Here is a 20,719-nt window from a genome sequence, read left to right as displayed (position 1 = left end):
AATCCCCATGCCCAAGCGCACCGACCTAAAAACCATCCTCATCATCGGCGCCGGCCCGATCGTCATCGGCCAGGCCTGCGAGTTCGACTATTCCGGCGCGCAGGCGTGCAAGGCGCTGCGCGACGAGGGCTACCGCGTGGTGCTGGTCAACAGCAACCCGGCCACGATCATGACCGACCCGAACATGGCCGACGCCGTGTACATCGAGCCGATCAACTGGCAGACGGTCGAGAAGATCATCGCCAAGGAGAAGCCCGACGCGCTGCTGCCGACGATGGGCGGGCAGACCGCGCTGAACTGCGCGCTGGACCTGGCCGACCACGGCGTGCTGGAGAAGTACGGCGTGGAGCTGATCGGCGCCAAGCGCGAGGCGATCATGATGGCCGAGGACCGCGAGCTGTTCCGCGTGGCGATGGGCGAGATCGGCCTGGAGTGCCCGAAGGCGGCGGTCGCGCACACCCTCGAGGAAGCGCTGGAGATCCAGACCCGGGTCGGCTACCCGACCATCATCCGCCCCAGCTTCACCCTCGGCGGCAGCGGCGGCGGCATCGCCTACAACCGCGAGGAGCTGATCGAGATCGTGACCCGCGGCCTGGAGCTGTCGCCGACCAGCGAAGTGCTGGTCGAGGAATCGGTGCTGGGCTGGAAGGAGTTCGAGATGGAAGTGGTCCGCGACACCGCGGACAACTGCATCATCGTCTGCTCGATCGAGAACCTGGACCCGATGGGCGTGCACACCGGCGACTCGATCACCGTGGCCCCGGCGCAGACCCTGACCGACAAGGAATACCAGCGCCTGCGCGACGCCTCGATCGCGGTGCTGCGCAAGATCGGCGTGGACACCGGCGGCTCCAACGTGCAGTTCGGCATCAACGCGCAGACCGGCCGTGTGGTGGTGATCGAGATGAACCCGCGCGTGTCGCGGTCCTCGGCGCTGGCGTCCAAGGCCACCGGCTTCCCGATCGCCAAGGTCGCCGCCAAGCTGGCGGTCGGCTACACCCTGGACGAACTGAAGAACGAGATCACCGGCGGCCTGACCCCGGCCTCGTTCGAGCCGTCGATCGACTACGTGGTGACCAAGATCCCGCGCTTCGCGTTCGAGAAGTTCCCGCAGGCCGACGCGCGCCTGACCACGCAGATGAAGTCGGTGGGCGAGGTGATGGCGATGGGCCGCACCTTCTCCGAATCGCTGCAGAAGGCGCTGCGCGGCCTGGAGACCGGCAAGATCGGGCTCGACCCGACCGGCCTGGACCTGGGCAGCGAGGACGACCTGGCCGCGCTCAAGCGCGAGCTGAAGGCGCCCGGCCCGGAACGGCTGTTCTACGTGGCCGATGCGTTCCGCGCCGGCATGAGCGTGGAGCAGGTGCATGCGCTGTCGTTCATCGATCCGTGGTTCCTGGACCAGATCGAGGACCTGATCGCGCAGGAGAAGCAACTGGCCAGCGACGGCCTGGGCTCGCTGGACGCTACGCGGCTGCGCAAGCTCAAGCGCGCCGGCTTCTCCGACGCGCGCCTGGCGCAGCTGACCGGCACCAACGAAGCCGCGGTCCGCGCGCTGCGCCGCGCGCACAAGGTGCGCCCGGTGTACAAGCGGGTGGACTCGTGCGCGGCCGAATTCGCCACCGACACCGCCTACCTGTATTCGACCTACGAGGACGAGTGCGAGGCCAAGCCGAGCAACCGCGACAAGATCATGATCCTCGGCGGCGGCCCCAACCGCATCGGCCAGGGCATCGAGTTCGACTACTGCTGCGTGCACGCGGCGCTGGCGCTGCGCGAGGACGGCTATGAAACCATCATGGTCAACTGCAACCCGGAGACCGTGTCCACCGACTACGACACCTCCGACCGCCTGTACTTCGAGCCGCTGACCCTGGAAGACGTGCTGGAGATCGTCGAACTGGAGCAGCCCAAGGGCGTGATCGTCCAGTACGGCGGGCAGACCCCACTGAAGCTGGCGCGCGCGCTGGAAGCCAACGGCGTGCCGGTGATCGGCACCAGCCCGGACTCGATCGACCTGGCCGAGGACCGCGAGCGCTTCCAGCAGCTGGTCGACAAGCTGGGCCTGAAGCAGCCGCCGAACCGCATCGCCCGCAACGCCGAGGAGGCGCTGGTGCTGGCGCGCGAGATCGGCTATCCGCTGGTGGTGCGCCCGAGCTACGTGCTCGGCGGCCGCGCGATGGAGATCGTCTACGGCGAATCGGACCTGGCGCGCTACGTGCGCGACGCGGTCAAGGTGTCCAACGATTCGCCGGTGCTGCTGGACCGCTTCCTCGACAACGCGGTGGAAGTGGACGTGGACATCATCGCCGACAAGGACGGCCAGGTGCTGATCGGCGGGGTGATGGAGCACATCGAGGAAGCCGGCGTGCATTCGGGCGATTCCTCGTGCTCGCTGCCGCCGTACTCGCTTTCGGCCAAGACCCAGGCCGAACTGCGCCGCCAGGTGGTGATGCTGGCCAAGGGCCTGGACGTGGTCGGGCTGATGAACACCCAGTTCGCGGTGCAGGTGGACGAGGCCGGCGACGACATCGTATTCCTGCTGGAAGTGAACCCGCGCGCCTCGCGCACGGTGCCGTTCGTGTCCAAGGCCACCGGCATGGCGCTGGCCAAGATCGCCGCGCGCTGCATGGCCGGCAAGACCCTGGCCGAGCAGGGCGCGCTGAAGGAGATCGTGCCGGACTACTACTCGGTGAAGGAAGCGATCTTCCCGTTCGCCAAGTTCCAGGGCGTGGACCCGATCCTCGGCCCGGAGATGCGCTCCACCGGCGAGGTGATGGGCGTGGGACGCAGCTTCGGCGCCGCCTTCGCGCGCGCGCAGGAAGCCGGCGGGATCAAGGCGCCGCCGCTGGGCAAGGCGTTCCTGTCGGTGCGCGACCCGGACAAGCAGCGCGTGCTGCCGGTGGCGCAGGCGCTGGTCGAGCGCGGCCATACCCTGGTGGCGACCAGCGGCACCTGCGCGTGGCTGCGCCAGAACGGCCTGCAGTGCGACCAGATCAACAAGGTCGCCGAGGGCCGCCCGCACATCGTCGACCTGATCAAGAACGGCGAAATCGTGTATATCGTCAACACCACCGAAGGTCGCGCGGCGATCTCCGATTCGTTCTCGATCCGGCGCGAAGCCCTGCAGCAGCGCGTCACCTATTCGACCACCGTTGCCGGCGCGCGTGCGCTGGTGCATTCATTGGAATTCCGCGGCACCGGTCCGGTCTGGGCGCTGCAGGAACTGCACAAGGAGCTGGAAGCGTGAGAGCCCCGATCACCATGCAAGGCGCGCAGCGGCTGCGCGAGGAACTGGACCAGCTGAAGTCGGTCAAGCGCCCGGAGGTCATCGCCGCGATCGCCGAGGCGCGCGCGCACGGCGACCTGAAGGAAAACGCCGAGTACCACGCCGCGCGCGAGCAGCAGGGCTTCATCGAAGGCCGCATCAAGCAGCTGGAGAGCGAGCTGTCGCACGCCGAGGTCATCGACGTCAGCAAGCTGGCGGTCGGCAGCAAGGTGGTGTTCGGCGCGACCGTGACCCTGGCCGACGTGGAGACCGACGAAGAGAAGCGCTACCAGCTGGTCGGCGACCTCGAGGCGGACATCAAGCTGGGCCTGATCGCGATCTCCTCGCCGCTGGCGCGCGCGCTGATCGGCAAGCTGGAAGGCGACAGCGTCAGCATCGACGCGCCGGCCGGCCGCCGCGAGTACGAGATCGTCAGCGTCCAGTACCTCGGCTGACGCCGTGGCCGTCGCCACCTTGCTGTTGCCGGAGCGGGCCCGCCTGGCCGCGCCGGCGCTCACCGGCGAGGTGGCGCGGGCGCTCGGCCGCGCCGAGCGCGAGCGCCTGGATGCCGGCGCCGAAGCGCAACTGCGCCGCCATTTCGCGTTGCCGCCCGGGCAATGGCCGGTGGCGGCACTGACCCGGCAACTGGATGCCGGCGACGCCGGCGACGGCGTGTGGTTGCGCGCCGATCCGGCCTACGTGGTGCCGGACATGCAGGGCGCGCGGCTGATGGCGCATGGCGACATGCTCGCGATCGACGCCGCCGACCTGGCCGCGCTGCTGCCCGCGCTGCAGGACACGTTCGCCGAGGCCGGCCTGGCCCTGGACGCGCCCGAACCCACCCGCTGGTATCTGCGCCTGGACCCGGGCAGCGCGCTGCCCGAGTTCACCGCGCCGGCGCAGGTGCTCGGCGCCGACCTGTTCGACCACCTGCCGCAGGGCGAGGGCGCGCGCCGCTGGCGGGCGCTGCTGACCGAAGCGCAGATCGTGCTGCACCAGCATCCCTGGAACCGCGAACGCGCCGCGCGCGGACAGCCGGCGATCAACTCGCTGTGGTTCTGGGGCGGCGGCGCGCTGCCGGCCGCGGTCGGCACCACGCATGCGCAGGTACGCAGCCGCGAACCGCTGCTGCGCGCGCTGGCCCAGGCCGCCGGCATCGGCACGGAGCAGGCGCCACGGGTGGATGCGCTGGTCGACCTGCGCCAGTTGCGCGCGCCCGAGCAGTTCGTCGGCGAGGTGATGCAACCGTTGCTCGAAGCGCTGCGCCGCGGCGAACTGCAGCAGTTGCTGCTGGATTTCGAGGACGGCGCGCGCTTCCGCATCGCGCGCGGCCAGCGCTGGCGTTTCTGGCGGCAGCCGTTGCCGCGCCTGGACGCATGAGCCCGTCGCTGCGCATCGCCCGGCGGCCATCCGCCGAAGGCGGGCCGTGGACGGACAGCGTGCTGCCGCTGCTGCGCCGCATCTACGCCGCGCGCGGCGCGCACGACGCCAGCCTGGCGCAGCCGAAGCTGGCGCAGCTGCTGCCGCCGGAAACGCTGAGCGGCATCGCGGCGGCGGTCGCGCTGCTGGCCGATGCGATCGCGGCGGGCAAGCGCATCCTGGTGGTCGGCGATTTCGACTGCGACGGCGCCACCGCCTGCGCGGTCGCGGTGCGCGGGCTGCGCCTGCTCGGCGCCGCGCAGGTGCTGCACGCGGTGCCGAACCGCATGGTGCATGGCTACGGCCTGTCGCCGGCGCTGGTCGCCGAACTGGCGCCGCTGCAGCCGGACCTGCTGGTCACCGTCGACCACGGCATCGCCTGCCACGCCGGCGTGGCCGCGGCTAAGGCGCTGGGCTGGCAGGTGCTGGTCACCGACCACCACCTGCCGGGCAGCGTCTTGCCGCCGGCCGACGCGATCGTCGATCCGAACCTGGCCGGCGACGCGTTCCCGAGCAAGGCGCTGGCCGGCGTCGGCGTGATCTTCTACGTGCTGCTGGCCTTGCGCCGGCACCTGCGCGAGCGCGGCGCGTTCGCAGCGCAGGTGCCGGACCTGACCGTGCTGCTGGACCTGGTCGCGGTCGGCACCGTCGCCGACCTGGTGCCGCTGGACGCCAACAACCGCGCGCTGGTGGCGGCCGGGCTGCGCCGCCTGCAGCGCGGCGACGGCTGCATCGGGCTGCGCGCCCTGATCGAGGCCAGCGGCCGCGATCCGGCCCGGCTCAGCGCCAGCGACATCGGCTTCGCGCTGGCGCCGCGGCTCAACGCCGCCGGCCGGCTCGAGGACATGGCGCTGGGCATCGAACTGTTGCTGTGCGACGACCCGCAGCAGGCGCGCGAGATCGCAGCGACCCTGGAGCAGATCAACGGCGAGCGCCGCGCCGTGCAGCAGCAGATGACCGACGAGGCCGAGGCCACAGTGGCGCGGGCGTTGCTGGCCGCGCCCGACGCGCCGCCGGTGGCGGTGTGCCTGTTCGATGCGCAATGGCATCCGGGCGTGATCGGCCTGGTCGCCTCGAAGATGAAGGACCGGCTGCACCGCCCGGTGATCGCCTTCGCCCCGGCCGAACCGGGCAGCGACCAGTTGCGCGGCTCGGCGCGCTCGATTCCCGGCTTCCATATCCGCGATGCGATGGCGGCGGTGGAGGCGCGCCAGCCCGGGCTGATGGAGAAGTTCGGCGGCCATGCGATGGCGGCCGGGCTGAGCCTGCGCCACGACGCGCTGGCCGAGTTCGAACAGCTGTTCCGCGAACACGCGCTGGCCAGCCTGGACGCGACGCTGCTGCAGGCCGAACTGCTCAGCGACGGCGCGCTGGATCCGCACGAGCTCGACCATCGCCATGCCGAGGCCCTGCGCCTGGCCGGGCCGTGGGGCCAGGGCTTCCCCGAGCCGCTGTTCGACGGCGAGTTCGAAGTGCTGCAGTGGCGCGTGCTGAAGGAGCGCCACCTCAAGCTGAGCCTGCGCTGCGCCGGCCGCAGCGACCCGTTGAACGCGATCCACTTCAACGGCTGGCGCGGCAGCGAACCCGGCCGCCGCGTGCACATCGCCTACCGCCTGGTCGCCGACGACTACCGCGGCGGCGGGGCGGTGCAACTGGTGGTGGAGCACTGCCAGAGCCTGGGCGGCTGACCGAGCACTCCACCGTTAAATGGAAAGGGGGTGCTCTCCGTATCGGGATCGGCCCGACGGCGAGCGACATCCGACCTCTGCGGCAAAGGGAAGGAACAGCGCTGCTCTAGCCCCTTTGCCACCGGGAGAGGGGGTTGGGGTGAGGGTAGGGCCATGCGCACGGTTGCAGCAGTCGGCGGCGTGCGTACCCTCATCCGCCCCTGCGGGGCACCTTCGCCCCTCGAAAGGGACCGTGGTCCCGAGGGGGAGAAGGAACAGCAGCGCCGCTTTAGCTTTCTCCCATCGGGAAAGGGGTTGGGGTGAGGGTGAGTCGGGTGCACGAATTCGTTCTCTCCCAGGAGCTCGCCGCGCGAAAGATTGGGATAACCCCGCAGCGCCACGCCGCACGTTCAACCAGTACCGTCCCATCAAGGAGTGATCCATGCCGTACGTCGCGCGCAAAGGCCTGTGCTTGTTGTTGCTGTCGCTATTGCCGGCGATCTGCCTGCCGGTCCGGGCACAGTCCGCGCCACAGCGGCACCTCGTCGCACCGCTGCTGCACACCGAGCGGGGCGAGCGCCCGGTCGAACTGCGCTCGGCGACGGTGAGCGCGCATGCCGCGGCGGGCCTGGCCGAGACCACGGTGGAGCTGGTGTTCTTCAACCCCAACGCACGGGTGCTGGAAGGGCAACTGGCGTTCCCGCTGCGCGACGGGCAGCAGATCAGCGGTTTCGCGCTGGACGTCGACGGACGGATGCGCGATGCGGTGCCGGTGCCGAAGGCGCGCGGACGCCAGGTGTTCGAGGCGATCGAGCGGCGTGGCGTGGACCCTGGCCTGGTCGAGCAGACCGCCGGCAACCAGTTCCAGCTGCGGTTGTATCCGCTCCCCGCGCACGGCAGCCGCCGCGTGCGCCTGGTCTATCGCGAATCGCTGGCGCGGACCGCGGCCGGCTGGCAGTGGCGGCTGCCGCTGGGCTATGCGGCCGGCGCCCAGACGCTGCGCCTGCAATTGAGCACGCAGGCCGCGCCGGTCGATACCGCGGGGCTGCCTGCCGGCCTGCGTCTGCAACCGACGCCCGGCGGCTACGCGGCATCGTGGTCGGGCACGCCGGCGCAGCTGCCGACGGAGCTGTCGCTGCCGTTGCGCGCGGCCGGCGAACCGCGCGTCGCCGCGGGCAGCCACGATGGCCAGCGCTATTTCCAGGCGCTGGTACCGATCGCCGATCTGCATGGCGCGCGCCCGCTGCCGCAGCGCATCGGCCTGCTGTGGGACGCCTCCGGCTCGGCACGGCAACGCGACATTCCCGCCGAGCTGGCCTTGCTGCAGCGCTATTTCGCCGCGGTCGACAACGCGCAGGTGGATCTGCTGGTGCTGCGCGACCGCGCCGAGGCGCCGCGGCGCTTCCAGGTCCGCGGCGGCGACTGGAGCGCCCTGAAGGCCGCGCTGCAGCAGCTGCAGCCCGATGGCGCCAGCGCGCTGGGAGATTGGCGGCCGGCGGCGGAGATCCAGGAGTACCTGTTGTTCAGCGACGGCCTCGGCAACTACGGCGCGCAAACGCTGCCGGCGCTGGCGCCGGGCCAGCGCCTGTACGCGATCGATTCGGCCGGCATGCACGCCGATGCCGCGCGCCTGGCCGCGTCGGCGGAAGCGCGCGGCGGACGCCTGATCGAGTTGCATGGCACGCAGGGCGTGCCGCAGGCGAGCGAACGGCTGCTGCAGCGTGGCGGCGAACTGGTCGCGTTGAGCGGCGACAAGGTCGCGGACCTGGTCGCCGACTCGCGCCATGCCGACGACGGCTACCTGCGCGTCGCAGGGCGGCTGCTCGCCGACGACGCGACGCTGCAGCTGGAGATCGCCACCGCCGCCAGCACGCGCCGCCTGCGCATCGCATTGCGCGGCGCCAGCGAGGTGCCCGGCGACCTGGTGCCCGGCGCCTGGGCGCGGGCCATGCTGCGCAGCCTGGCCGCCGATCCGCTCGGCGATGCCGCGCGCCGCCAGCAGCTGGCCAGCCGCTTCGGCCTGGTCAGCGCCGATACCTCGCTGCTGGTGCTGGAGAACGTCGAGGACTACGTGCGCTACGACATCGCGCCGCCGCCGGCGTTGCGCGAGGCGGTCGCGCGCGCGCAGGCGCAGCGCCAGCAGGAACAAGGCGAGCAGCGCAAGCAGCGCATCGATCGCGTCGCCGAGGAGTTCGCGCAGCGCATCGCCTGGTGGCAGCGCGCGTTCCCGAAGAGCGCGCCGCCGCAGGCCCAGCCGCAAGGCGAGGAGGACGCTGCCCGCCGGCAGCGGCGGGACGAGGTTTCGCGGCCGATGCCGGCGATGGCCATGGCGCCGTCCCCGGCACCCGCCGCGCCGATGCAGGCGGCAGAATCTGCTGCGCTGGAGGCGGTGGTCGTCAGAGGCGCGGTCGCGGCATCGGCAGCGCCCGCGGCGGATGCCGCCGACCGCGCCGGCAGGCGCGCGCCCCCCACGATCTCGCTGGCCTTGCAGCCCTGGCAGCCGGATTCGCCGTACGCCCGGCGCCTGCGCGCGGCCGCGCCGGACACGGTCTATCCGCTGTACCTGAGCGAGCGCGCCGCGCATGCCGGCAGCGTGGCGTTCTACCTGGACGTGGCCGACGTGCTGTTCGAACGCGGCCAGCGCGACCTGGCGCTGCGCGTGCTGTCCAACCTGGCCGAGCTGCAGCTGGAGAACCGCCACGTGCTGCGCGTGCTCGGCTACCGGTTGCTGCAGGCGGGCAGGGCGGACCTGGCGGTGCCGGTGTTCGAGCAGGTGCTGCGGCTGGGCGAGGAGGAGCCGCAGAGCTTCCGCGACCTGGGCCTGGCCCAGGCCGCGGCGGGCAACGAACAGGCCGCGATCGAACAGCTGTACCAGGTGGTCGCGCGCGACTGGGATCCGCGCTTCGACGGCGTGGCGCTGATCGCACTGAACGAGTTGAACGCGATCGTGGCGCGCGCGCCGCACCCGCTGCAGACCGGTTTCGTCGATCCGCGCCTGCTGCGCAACCTGCCGCTGGACCTGCGCGTGGTGCTGAACTGGGACAGCGACAACAGCGACATGGACCTGTGGGTGACCGATCCCAACGGCGAGCGCTGCTACTACGCGCACCGCTCCACGTACCAGGGCGGGCAGCTGTCGCAGGACTTCACCGGCGGCTACGGGCCGGAAGAGTTCTCGCTGCGCCGGGCCAAGCCGGGCAAGTACAAGGTGGAGGCCAATTTCTTCGGCGACCGCCAGCCGCTGGTCACCGGCGCCACCACCTTGCACCTGCAGCTGAGCACCGGCTGGGGGACCGCCGCGCAGCGCGACCAGCAGGTGACGCTGCGGCTGAAGGACCGCAAGGACACCATCCTGGTCGGCGAGTTCGAGGTGCGCTGAGGCCGCTGCGTCCGGCCGCCGCAAGCGGTCGGGCGCGCTTCTCTATCCGTTCGTCATCGACGATGGCCCTGGGGCTTTCCAATCATCATGGACGGTACCGGGGCGGCCGGTCGCCACCGATGGCCTGATGTCCCCTCCGCACACCGCGCTCTCGCCTTGGCCACAGGCGCATCGGCAGCACGGAGCCCGCCCGGCGGCGCTGGCGCCCCTGCAGATGCAAGGCGCCGGTGTCGGGAGTGGCGGTTCGCAGTGGGCCTCATGCGTCGCGACTGAAGTCGCTCCCACAAGGGGGCGCGACTGGACTTCGGGAGGGCCGCAATCGCCCTGCCGGCGTGGCGCCCGCACCCGCTGCCGCTAAGATGCGCGGCATGTCCGAACCCGCACCCGCCACCAGCGTCTATTCCCGTTTCCTGCCGTGGCGCCGCAGCTTCGAGATCGGCTTCTGGGTCGCGCTCACCCTGGTCAACGGCATCGCCAACAGCATCACCGTACTGATCGACATCCGCCGCACCGGGCTGCATTTCGCCGCCTGGGAGCCGGCCTTGTGGGAATGGTCCAGCGGCCTGGTGTTCCTGTTGATCGTGCCGCTGCTGGTGCTGCTGACCCGGCACTGTCCGCTGCATTGGGACAACTGGCGGCGCCGGCTGCCGGCCTACCTGCTGGGCAGCGTCGCGCTGTCGGTGCTGCACGTGCTGGGCATGGTCGCGATCCGCAGCGCGGTGTACCGCCTGCAGGGCCTGCACTACGACTTCGGGCCGTGGCCGCAGGGGCTGGCCTACGAATACCTGAAGGACGTGCGCAGTCTGGCCTCGATGCTGCTGTGCGTGGAGATGTACCGTTTCCTGCTGCGCCGCTGGCAGGGCGAGGCAGCCCTGCTCGGCGCGCCCGACGAAGGCCCGCCGGTGGAGCCGCTGGAGCGCCCGGAGCGCTTCCTGGTACGCAAGCTCGGCCGCGAGTTCCTGGTCGCCGCCGCCGACATCGAATGGCTGCAGGCCTCGGGCAACTACGTCAACCTGCGCGTGCGCGGCCACGACTACCCGCTGCGCAGCACGATGGCCGCGATCGAGGCCAGGCTCGATCCGGCGCGGTTCGTGCGCATCCACCGCAGCTACATGGTCAACCTGGCGTGCGTGGTCTCGATCGAGCCGCTGGACGCCGGCGAGGCCCGCGTGCACCTGCGCGACGGCAGCCATGTGCCGTGCAGTCGCCGCTACCGCGCCGCCCTGCGCGCGGCGGCCGGGGAGGGTGAGGCGGCGCCGCTCGCCGAGTGAATTCGGCGTGCCGTCCGCGCCGGAAGGGCGGCGCGCGCTGTGGCGCGGCGGCCGGAATTGCTAGAATCGCGCTCTTGTTTGCCGGAATGCCACCATGATCGAACTCAATCCCATCCGCCACCGCATCGCCGATCTGTCCGATCGGGTGCTGTCGCTTCGGGGGTTTCTTTGACTACGACGTCAAGAAGGAACGCCTAGAGGAAGTCACCCGGGAGCTGGAAAGCCCCGACGTCTGGAACGACCCCGAGCGCGCCCAGGGCCTGGGCCGCGAACGCGCCAACCTGGAGAAGACCGTCGGCGGCATCGCCAGCGTGCTCGACGGGCTCAACGAGGCGCTGGAGTTCCTTGAACTGGCCGAGAGCGAGAACGACGAGGACACCGCGCTGGCGGTGGTCGCCGACGTCGAGCGCTTCCAGGCGCACGTGGAGAAGCTGGAATTCCAGCGCATGTTCTCCGGGCAGATGGACGCCAGCAACGCCTTCGTCGACATCCAGGCCGGCGCCGGCGGCACCGAGGCGCAGGACTGGGCCGAGATCCTGCTGCGCATGTACCTGCGCTGGTGCGAGTCGCGCGGCTGGAAGACCGAACTGATGGAAGTCTCCGGCGGCGAAGTGGCCGGGATCAAGTCGGCCACGCTGCGCGTGGAAGGCGATTTCGCCTACGGCTGGCTGAAGACCGAGACCGGCGTGCACCGGCTGGTGCGCAAGTCGCCGTTCGATTCGGACAACCGCCGGCACACCAGCTTCACCTCGGTGTTCGTGTCGCCGGAAGTGGACGACAACATCGACATCGACATCAACCCGGCCGACCTGAAGACCGACGTCTACCGCTCCTCCGGCGCCGGCGGCCAGCACGTCAACAAGACCGAGTCGGCGGTGCGCATCACCCACGTGCCGACCGGCATCGTGGTCGCCTGCCAGACCGGGCGCAGCCAGCACCAGAACCGCGACAACGCGATGAAGATGCTCGCCGCCAAGCTGTACGAGCTGGAGATCCAGAAGCGCAACGCCGAGCGCGACGCGGTCGAGGCGACCAAGTCGGATATCGGCTGGGGCAGCCAGATCCGCAACTACGTGCTCGACCAGAGCCGGATCAAGGACCTGCGCACCGGCATCGAACGCACCGACACCCAGAAGGTGCTGGACGGCGACCTGGACGAATTCGTCGAGGCCAGCCTCAAGTCCGGCCTGGAAGTCGGCGCCAAACGCAGCGACGCCTGAACCGTCGGCCTGCGCCCGGCACGGGCGCAGGCCGACCCGGACCGGCGCCGCGGCACCCGCATCTGCTGCATCCTCTCCCTTCTTCCCGCGTACCCATTGCCATGACCGAGCAGACCCCCGCGCCGTCCCTTCCCGTCGACGAGAACGGCCTCATCGCCGAACGCCGCGCCAAGCTGGGAGCGTTGCGCGCGCAGGGCGTGGCCTATCCGAACGATTTCCGCCGTCACGATTTCGCCGGCGACCTGCAGGCCGAGTTCGCCGATGCCGAGCGCTGGAGCGCCGAGGCGCTGGAGGCCGAAGGCCGCACCCTGCGCCTGGCCGGGCGCCTGCTGGCCAAGCGGGTGATGGGCAAGGCCAGCTTCGTGCAGCTGCAGGACGAGTCCGGGCGCATCCAGCTGTTCCTGCAGGCCAACGCGCTGGGCCCGGCCTACGACGCCTTCAAGGGCTGGGACATCGGCGACATCATCGGCGTGGAGGGCGGGCTGACCCGCACCAAGACCGGCGAACTGTCGGTCCGCGCGACCGCGCTGCGGCTGCTGACCAAGGCGCTGCGCCCGCTGCCGGACAAGTGGCACGGCCTGTCCGACGTGGAGCAGCGCTACCGCCAGCGCTACGTCGACCTGATCGTGTCGCCGGAGGCGCGCGAGGTGTTCGTCAAGCGGTCCAAGATCATCCGCGCGATGCGCGCCTGGCTGGACGCGCGCCGCTTCCTGGAAGTGGAGACGCCGATGATGCACTACATCCCCGGCGGCGCCACCGCCAAGCCGTTCACCACCCACCACAACGCGCTGGACCTGGACCTGTACCTGCGCGTGGCGCCGGAGCTGTACCTGAAGCGGCTGGTGGTCGGCGGCCTGGAACGCGTCTACGAGATCAACCGCAACTTCCGCAATGAAGGCGTCAGCACCCGGCACAATCCCGAATTCACCATGATGGAGCTGTACGAGGCCTACGCCACGTACCACGAGGTGATGGACCTGACCGAGAACGTGATCCGCGACGTGGCCCAGGAAGTGCTCGGCACCACCCAGGTGCACTGGGACGGCGCCGACATCGACCTGGCGCCGGCATTCCGGCGCTGGCGCATGGACGAGGCGGTACGCCACCACAATCCGCAGATCAGCGTCGCCGACTGCACCGACCGCGACGCGCTGCTGCGCCACTGCGAGCGGCTGAAGATCCGCACCAAGCCGTCCTACGGCTGGGGCAAGCTGCTGCTGGAGATCTTCGAGGCCACCGTCGAGCACACCCTGATCCAGCCCACCTTCATCACCGACCACCCGGTCGAGGTGTCGCCGCTGGCCCGTTCCAGCGACACCGAACCCGGCTATACCGACCGCTTCGAGCTGTTCATCAACGGCAAGGAGATCGCCAACGGCTTCTCCGAGCTCAACGATCCGGAGGACCAGGCGGCCCGGTTCCAGGCCCAGGTGGCGGCGAAGGAGGGTGGCGACGACGAGGCCATGCACTTCGATGCCGACTACATCCGCGCGCTGGAAGTGGGCCTGCCGCCGACCGGCGGCCTGGGCATCGGCATCGACCGGCTGGTAATGTTGCTGACCGGCAGCAGCTCGATCCGTGATGTGCTGCTGTTTCCGTACATGCGGCCGGAGGCTTAATCTAACCAGGGGCGCAGCCCTGGCGTGGTTCTTGTATCGTGCGTCGGCAAGCAGGCGGTTGGCAAGTCAGCTGAAGTGAGGCGATCGGGTCGGCGTGGCCGGCACCGGAGCGTTTCCCGTTGTTGTCTCAGCAGCCCGGTGCGCGTGGGCGGGAGGATCGCAGATGCAAGATGCCAGCATGAGCCTGTCCGGAGTATCCTCCAGCGGCGACCGCCCAGACTGGGCGGAGGGGACGGACCATCGCTTGAACATCGTCATCGTCGACGATCAGACGTCTGCGCGCACGATGCTGCGCCACGTGATCGAGGACGTCGCCCCGGAACTCACCGTGCGCGACTTCGGCGACTCGCAGGCCGCGCTGGCCTGGTGCGAGGCCGGCAAGGTCGACCTGCTGCTGCTCGACTACCGCATGCCCGGCATGGACGGGCTGGAATTCGCGCGCCGGCTGCGGCGCCAGCCCAAGCACCGCGACATTCCGATCATCCTGATCACCGTGGTCGGCGACGAGCCGATCCGCCAGGCCGCGCTGGAAGCCGGGGTCATCGACTTCCTGGTCAAGCCGATCCGCCCGCGCGAGCTGCGCGCGCGTTGCCACAACCTGCTGCAGCTGCGGCTGCAGAGCGAGAACATCAAGCAGCGCGCGATGTCGCTGGAGCAGCGCCTGCTGGCCAGCATGCGCGAGGTCGAGGAGCGCGAACGCGAAACCCTGTCGCGGCTGGCGCGGGCGATCGAGTACCGCGACGCCGGCACCAGCGCCTACCTGGAGCGGATGGCGCACGTGGCCGGCCTGATCGCCGAGCAGCTCGGCCTGTCCGAGGACGAGGTGCGGGTCATCGAGATGGCGGCGAGCCTGCACGACATGGGCAAGATCGCCATTCCCGATGCGGTGCTGCTCAAGCCCGGCAAGCTCAACGAGGAAGAGATGGCGGTGATGCGCATGCACCCGCGCATCGGCTACGAACTGCTCAGCGGCAGCCAGAACCGCTTCATCCAGGTCGGCGCGCTGATCGCGCTGCGCCACCATGAGCGTTACGATGGCAGCGGTTACCCCGACGGGCTGGTCGGCGAAGCGATCCCGCTGGAAGCGCGGATCGTCGCGGTCGCCGACGTCTTCGACGCGCTGATCTCGCCGCGTCCCTACAAGGAAGCATGGACCATGGACGCAACCCTAGCTTATCTCTACGCCCAACGCGGGCGCCTGTTCGACCCGCGCTGCGTCGACGCGCTGTTCCGCGGGCGCGAGCAACTGCACATGATCTGCGAGAAGTTCTCGACGGCGTCGGTGCGGCCGGGGGTGTGACGTGAGGTCAGCGATCGCCTGGTTCCGACATCGACTTTCGAACCGTACCGACAGCGAACACGGTCAGGCGCTGGTGCGCATCGCCATGGTCGCGCTGATCCTGGTGTACGAACTGGTCTTCGCCCGTAGTTGGGGGATCGCGCCGAGACAGCAGGCGTACGTCATCGGCCTGACTCTGATCTCGCAAGCCGTAGCGCTGGCAGTACTGACCTGGATTCTGATCCGACCGCAACGTTCCGACGTGCGCCGGGTGATCGGCATGATCGCCGACTACGGCCTGATGTCAATGGCGATGAGCGCGATCGGCGAACCGATGGCGTGCATCTACGTCGTCATCATGTGGGTGACGATCGGAAACGGACTGCGCTACGGCAACGGATACCTGTATCTGGCCGTGGCAATGGCGGTGGCCAGTTTCAGCGTGACCTTGCTGACCAGCAGCTATTGGATCGCCAATCGCGGCCTGGGCATCGGCTTGCTGGTCGGGCTGGCGGCGATTCCGCTGTATCTGTCCGGGCTGCTACGGCAATTGACCAGCACCACCGCCGAAGCGCGCCGCGCCAGCGAGGCCAAGAGCCGCTTCCTGGCCAACATGAGCCACGAGTTCCGTACGCCGCTCAATGGCCTATCGGGCATGACCGAGGTGCTAGCGACCACGCGCCTGGATGCGGAGCAGCGCGAGTGCGTCAACACCATCCAAGCCTCGGCGCGCAGTCTGTTGTCCCTGGTCGAGGAAGTGCTGGACATCTCGGCGATCGAGGCGGGCAAACTGCGCCTGGACAAGCGGGACTTCTCGTTGCGCGAGACGCTGGAAGGAATCAGCCTGATCCTGCAGCCGCAAGCGCGTGCCAAGAACTTGGCCTACCACGTGGATGTAGCCGCCGACGTGCCCGACAACCTGAGTGGCGATCCCGGGCACCTGCGCCAGGTGTTGCTCAATCTGGCGGGCAATGCGATCAAGTTCACCGAGATGGGCAGGGTCGACATACGCATTCGAATACAGAAGAACGAGCAGAACCAGCCGCAGCGCCTGAGCTTCGACATCGTCGATACTGGCATCGGCGTGCCAATGGAGATGCGCCCGCGGCTGTTCGAGGCCTTCGAGCAGGCCGATGTCGGCCTGTCGCGTCGCTATGAAGGCACCGGCCTTGGCACCACCATCGCCAAGGGGCTGGTCGAGGCGATGGATGGCAGCATCGGCTACCAGGAAAATCCGCCGCGCGGCAGCCATTTCTGGTTCGAGCTGCCGTACGTGCCCGGGACTGGACAGGCAGCGGCAGCAGGGTCGCCGGCTGGCGCAGCCGTACCGGCCGACGAGTTCGATCCGAGCGGCAACGTCATAGCCTTTTCCGATCCTTTCCTGCGCCATCGCGCGCGGGTTCGCGGAATGCGTATCCTGGTCGCCGACGACCATGCCGCCAATCGCATGGTGCTGCAGCGCATGTTGCAGAAGGCGGGTCACCGGGCGATCTGCGTCGATGGCGCCGAGGCGGTGCTCGATGCGCTGGCCGAAAGCGAATTCGACGCGGTGATCGTCGACCTGCACATGCCGGGCATGAGCGGGCTGGACATGCTCAAGCAGCTGCGGGTGATGCAGGCCGGCGGGCCGCGCACGCCGGTGGTGGTGCTCAGTGCCGACGTCACGCCTGAATCGATCCGGCGCTGCGAGCAGGCCGGTGCGCACACCTTCCTGGCCAAGCCGGTGGTGGCGAACCGGTTGCTGGACACGCTGACGGACATCGCCACAGACGGCAGGCTGCGCGATGCCAGCGAACTGCAGGCACGGTCGGCTGCGTCATCGTTCGAAGGCGTGCTGGATCGATCCGTGCTCGACGAATTGGCCGGGCTGGGGATGGGGGATGGCTTTGAGCGCGAGTTCATCTCGCAGTGCCTCAACGACGCCGAAGGTTGTCTCGGCGGCATGCATGTCGCCGGCGAGGCCGAGCACTGGGAGCGTCTGCGCGAGCATGCGCATGCGATCAAGGGCGTGGCGAGCAACCTGGGCTTGATGAAGCTGGCCAGCTTGGGGGGCGAACTGATGCAGATGGCGGAGTGGCAGATGCGCAGCGAGTGGCGGCAGCGGCTGATGGCGCTCAATGCCAGTCTGACCGAGGGCCGCGAAGCGCTGGCGCTGCGCGCCAGGCGAAGCGCGGCACAAGACGGCGAGGAATTGCGCTAAGGGAAGCCCGGCGTGTAGCCGGGCCGGCCCCCCATACCGGCACAGATGGCGAGGTTAGGCAGCGACGCCCGCCTGCGCCCGTCGGGTCTGCGCCCGCACCAGTCGATCCATCGTGCGCAATGATTTTTCGCCCAACGCCAACGCCGCGTCCACCCATATCCCGGTGACCGCGACTAGTTCCTCACGCCGGATCGGTTGCACGACATTGCGCATGGCGTTCATCGCCAGATGCGCCAGCGGCGCACGATGCTGCTGGTGGATCAGCTCCTGCACCGCGGCCACGCCTTGGCCCTTGGGGACGAGGACGTCGACAATGCCCATCCGGTGCATTTCCTGGCTGCTGTAGACGCGCCCTTCGAGGATGATCTTTTCCGCAAGGTTCGGGGTGACTCGCCGACTCAGGAACGAATACGCGCCCATGCCGGGAAACAACCCGAACAGGATTTCCGGCAGTCCCATGCCGACGTCCTCTTCCGCCACGATCAGGTGGCAGGAAAGCGCCATTTCCAGGCCGCCACCCAGCGCGTCGCCCTGCAGCAGCGCGATCGTGCGGAAGCTGCCGTCCAGTCCCTGATGGAACTGGTGGACGCCTTCGATGCAGCTCATCGCATAGGCGAGCAAGCCGGAGCGGTCGCGTCGGCGGATGTATTGGCCGAACAGCTCCAGATCTCCGCCGAGGTTGAAGGCGCTGCTGTCCGATGCCAGCACCAAGCTGTTGAGCTGTCCTTGCGGCTGGTGGCCAAGATGCGAAATGGAGTCCAGGTAGGCATGCATTTCGCGCATCAAGGTTGGATGAAAGCACGGCCTACGGCTTGTACCGGTACCTGAATGCATGTACAGCCAGTGGCTGTTGTCGGCCCCGTCCGAATCGACGCGGATGGTGGAATAGGAGCGGGTGCGGGGTAGCGTGTCGATCGTGCTCATGGCAGGGTTCTCGGAGGAAGAACGCCCGCGAGATGACGTGGCGCAGCGGGCGAGTGCGATTCCACCCGGGCGATGCTACACCTGGATCTTTGACCCCAGCGTTTGGCGAAAGCCTTGGTACGGCAGGCCCTGAGCCGGCGCCTGCCGTACGATGCGATCACTGCGCCGCGCTGTCGCGCAGCTCCCGCCGCAGGATCTTGCCGACGTTGGTCTTGGGCAGCTCCTTGCGGAACTCGACGATGCGCGGGTGCTTGTACCCGGTCAGGTTGGCGCGGGCGTGGGCCTTGACGTCCTCGGCGGTGAGGTTGGGGTCCTTCTTGACGATGACCACCTTGACCACCTCGCCGGATTTCTCGTCCGGCACCCCGACCGCGGCCACTTCCAGCACGCCGGGCATCATCGCGATCACGTCCTCGACCTCGTTCGGGTACACGTTGAAGCCCGAGACCAGGATCATGTCCTTCTTGCGGTCGACGATGTAGAAGAAGCCCTGCGGATCCATCCGCGCCATGTCGCCGGTATGCAGCCAGCCGTCGGCATCGACCGCGCCGGCGGTCTCCTCGGGGCGGCGCCAGTAGCCCTTCATCACCTGCGGACCCTTGATGCACAGCTCGCCGACCTCGCCGGGCGCCAGGGTCTGGCCCTGGTCGTCCTTGACGCAGGCGTCGGTGGAGGGGATCGGCAGGCCGATGGCGCCGTTGTATTCCTCCAGCGTCAGCGGGTTGATGCAGGCGGCGGGGGAGGTCTCGGTCAGGCCGTAGGCCTCGACCAGGGTCACCCCGGTCACCTGCTTCCAGCGTTCGGCCACGGCGCGCTGCACCGCCATGCCGCCGCCCAGGGTGAACTTCAGCGCCGAGAAGTCCACGTCCTCGAAGCCGGGGGTGTTGAGCAGGCCGTTGAACAGCGTGTTGACCCCGGTGAAGGCGGTGAAGCGGGTCTTCTTCAGCTCCTTGACGAAGCCGGGCATGTCGCGCGGGTTGCTGATCAGGTGGTTGAGGCCGCCGAGCTTCATGAACACCAGGCCGTTCGCGGTCAGCGCGAAGATGTGGTACAGCGGCAGCGCGGTGATGATGACTTCCTTGCCTTCCTCCAGCTTGCCGGTCGCGGCGATCCAGGCGCCGGCCTGCAGCATGTTGGCGACCAGGTTGCGGTGGGTCAGCATCGCGCCCTTGGCCACCCCGGTGGTGCCGCCGGTGTACTGCAGGAAGGCGATGTCCTCCGGCTCGATGTCCAGCTGCGGCAGCGTGTGCAGGCGGCCCAGGGTGAGCGCGTCGCGGAAGCGGACCGCGTTGGGGATGTCGTAGTCGGGCACCAGCTTCTTGACGTACTTCAGCACGAAGTTGACCAGCGCGCCCTTCGGGAAACCGAGCATGTCGCCCAGGCCGGTGGTGATGACCTGCTTGAGCGGGGTGTCGGCCAGCACTTCCTGCACGGTCTTGCCGAAGTTGTCGATCACCACGATGGCGCTGGCGCCCGAATCGATCAGCTGGTGGCGCAGTTCGCGCGGCGTGTACAGCGGATTGACGTTGACCACGGTCATGCCGGCCAGCAGCACGCCGAAGGTGGCGATCGGGTACTGCAGGCAGTTGGGCATCATCAGCGCGACGCGGTCGCCCTTCTTGAGCTGCAGCTCGCCCAGCAGGTAGGCGGCGAAGTGCCGGGCCAGTTCGCCGGCCTCGCGGTAGGTCAGGATCTTGCCGAAGTTGCAGTAGGCCGGACGGTCGCCGAACTTGGCGACGGAGGTTTCGAACACCGCCGCGACGGATCGGTACTCACTGACGTCGATCTCGGCGGGAATGCCGGCCGGATAACTCTGCAACCATGGACGTTCCTGACTCATGTGCCCCCCTCTTGTGGAATGCGTGCCGCACGCCGACGCGACGCTGCGGCGCGGCAAGTGGCAGCATACCGTTCCGCATGGCAAAGGCGAAGCCGAGGAGGGTCCGATGCGAGGAATGCCGGCATGGGGTTGGGGATGTGCGCTGCTGCTGGCCTTGGCCGGATGCCAGCGCGATTCGGCCGAACAGCGGCTGCGCAAGGACATTGCCGCGATGCAGGAGGCGGTGGAGGAACATCGCCTGCGCGATGCGATGGACGGCGTGGCCGACGATTTCGGGGGCGAGGCGGGGATGGATCGTGCTGCGCTGCACAACCTGTTGCGCGCGCAATTCCTGGCCAATGCGCGGATCGGGGTGAGCACCGGGCCGCTGTCGATCCAGCTGCAGGGCGAGGACGCCACGGTGCGTTTCGAGGCGGTGCTCAGCGGCGGCGACGGGCGCGTGTTGCCGGAACGGATGCAGCGCTACAGCGTGGTCAGCGGCTGGCGCGAGAAGGACGGGCGGTGGCAGCTGCGGCATGCGCAATGGAGCGCGCCGCCGTAGCGGCGTGCGGCATGCGCATGCGTTGAACGGCATTCGCCCTGTTGGAGAACAGGGCCTTCGCCATCGGTGCAAAACGGGGACCGCGCTTGGCG

General features: G+C 69.1%; 13 protein-coding genes. 11 read left to right on the top strand and 2 right to left on the bottom strand.

What is annotated here, in order from left to right:
• Positions 1–7: 7 nt before the first annotated feature.
• The 10 genes from carB to OCJ37_RS10995 all read left to right on the top strand — a co-directional run bounded on the left by carB (position 8) and on the right by OCJ37_RS10995 (position 17,322).
• Entirely contained in the window at positions 8–3,250 is a 3,243-nt protein-coding gene (carB, locus tag OCJ37_RS11040) for a carbamoyl-phosphate synthase large subunit (RefSeq protein WP_263109459.1), read from the top strand.
• 8 nt (positions 3,251–3,258) lie between these two features.
• Positions 3,259–3,723, top strand: a complete 465-nt coding sequence (gene greA / locus OCJ37_RS11035) for a transcription elongation factor GreA (RefSeq protein ID WP_263113654.1) — start codon at positions 3,259–3,261, stop codon at positions 3,721–3,723.
• Between the two features lie 4 nt (positions 3,724–3,727).
• Entirely contained in the window at positions 3,728–4,648 is a 921-nt protein-coding gene (locus OCJ37_RS11030; RefSeq protein ID WP_263109458.1) for a phosphoglycerate mutase, read from the top strand.
• A complete protein-coding gene (gene recJ / locus OCJ37_RS11025; RefSeq protein ID WP_263109457.1) occupies positions 4,645–6,375 on the top strand; it encodes a single-stranded-DNA-specific exonuclease RecJ in 1,731 nt (576 codons plus the stop codon). Before OCJ37_RS11030 ends, recJ begins: the two co-directional genes overlap by 4 nt.
• Before the next feature lie 421 nt (positions 6,376–6,796).
• Complete coding sequence (locus OCJ37_RS11020; RefSeq protein ID WP_263109456.1) at positions 6,797–9,733, top strand: DUF2135 domain-containing protein; 2,937 nt, start codon at positions 6,797–6,799, stop codon at positions 9,731–9,733.
• Positions 9,734–10,101: 368 nt separating this feature from the next.
• Positions 10,102–11,004, top strand: a complete 903-nt coding sequence (locus OCJ37_RS11015; protein ID WP_263109455.1) for a LytTR family DNA-binding domain-containing protein — start codon at positions 10,102–10,104, stop codon at positions 11,002–11,004.
• 94 nt (positions 11,005–11,098) lie between these two features.
• Positions 11,099–12,224 (top strand): peptide chain release factor 2 gene (gene prfB, locus OCJ37_RS11010; protein WP_263109454.1). Its coding sequence is split into 2 segments (ribosomal slippage): positions 11,099–11,173 and positions 11,175–12,224, totalling 1,125 coding nucleotides; the frame shifts between segments, so codons are not numbered across the junction.
• A 101-nt stretch (positions 12,225–12,325) separates the two neighbouring features.
• Positions 12,326–13,843 carry a lysine--tRNA ligase gene (gene lysS / locus OCJ37_RS11005; protein ID WP_263109453.1) on the top strand — a complete coding sequence of 506 codons (1,518 nt, stop codon included), beginning with the start codon at positions 12,326–12,328 and terminating at the stop codon, positions 13,841–13,843.
• Between the two features lie 163 nt (positions 13,844–14,006).
• Positions 14,007–15,143 carry a cyclic di-GMP phosphodiesterase response regulator RpfG gene (locus tag OCJ37_RS11000; RefSeq protein ID WP_263109452.1) on the top strand — a complete coding sequence of 379 codons (1,137 nt, stop codon included), beginning with the start codon at positions 14,007–14,009 and terminating at the stop codon, positions 15,141–15,143.
• 1 nt (position 15,144) lies between these two features.
• Entirely contained in the window at positions 15,145–17,322 is a 2,178-nt protein-coding gene (locus OCJ37_RS10995) for an ATP-binding protein (RefSeq protein WP_263109451.1), read from the top strand.
• A 54-nt stretch (positions 17,323–17,376) separates the two neighbouring features.
• Here OCJ37_RS10995 and OCJ37_RS10990 read toward each other — a convergent pair whose 3' ends face one another.
• Entirely contained in the window at positions 17,377–18,246 is an 870-nt protein-coding gene (locus OCJ37_RS10990) for a crotonase/enoyl-CoA hydratase family protein (protein WP_263109450.1), read from the bottom strand.
• Between the two features lie 157 nt (positions 18,247–18,403).
• On the bottom strand, positions 18,404–20,086 hold the full coding sequence (locus OCJ37_RS10985) for a fatty acyl-CoA ligase RpfB (protein WP_263109449.1): 1,683 nt from the start codon (positions 20,084–20,086) through the stop codon (positions 18,404–18,406).
• A gap of 115 nt (positions 20,087–20,201) precedes the next feature.
• Here OCJ37_RS10985 and OCJ37_RS10980 point away from each other — a divergent pair, with 115 nt between their 5' ends.
• Positions 20,202–20,627, top strand: a complete 426-nt coding sequence (locus OCJ37_RS10980; RefSeq protein WP_263109448.1) for a Cif family virulence factor — start codon at positions 20,202–20,204, stop codon at positions 20,625–20,627.
• The last annotated feature ends 92 nt before the right edge of the window (positions 20,628–20,719 follow it).

The sequence above is a fragment of the Xanthomonas sp. AM6 genome (genome assembly GCF_025665335.1).
Lineage (GTDB): Bacteria > Pseudomonadota > Gammaproteobacteria > Xanthomonadales > Xanthomonadaceae > Xanthomonas_A.
Note: the sequence above shows the minus strand (reverse complement) of the source record. Positions and strands in the feature narration are given on the sequence as shown.

Coding starts and splice junctions, on each gene's coding strand:
- OCJ37_RS10990 (WP_263109450.1), bottom strand. CDS start 18,246: ATGAGCACGATCGACACGCTACCCCGCACCCGCTCCTATTCCACCATC.
- OCJ37_RS10980 (WP_263109448.1), top strand. CDS start 20,202: ATGCCGGCATGGGGTTGGGGATGTGCGCTGCTGCTGGCCTTGGCCGGA.
- recJ (WP_263109457.1), top strand. CDS start 4,645: ATGAGCCCGTCGCTGCGCATCGCCCGGCGGCCATCCGCCGAAGGCGGG.
- OCJ37_RS11020 (WP_263109456.1), top strand. CDS start 6,797: ATGCCGTACGTCGCGCGCAAAGGCCTGTGCTTGTTGTTGCTGTCGCTA.
- lysS (WP_263109453.1), top strand. CDS start 12,326: ATGACCGAGCAGACCCCCGCGCCGTCCCTTCCCGTCGACGAGAACGGC.
- OCJ37_RS10985 (WP_263109449.1), bottom strand. CDS start 20,086: ATGAGTCAGGAACGTCCATGGTTGCAGAGTTATCCGGCCGGCATTCCC.
- carB (WP_263109459.1), top strand. CDS start 8: ATGCCCAAGCGCACCGACCTAAAAACCATCCTCATCATCGGCGCCGGC.
- OCJ37_RS11015 (WP_263109455.1), top strand. CDS start 10,102: ATGTCCGAACCCGCACCCGCCACCAGCGTCTATTCCCGTTTCCTGCCG.
- OCJ37_RS11000 (WP_263109452.1), top strand. CDS start 14,007: ATGCAAGATGCCAGCATGAGCCTGTCCGGAGTATCCTCCAGCGGCGAC.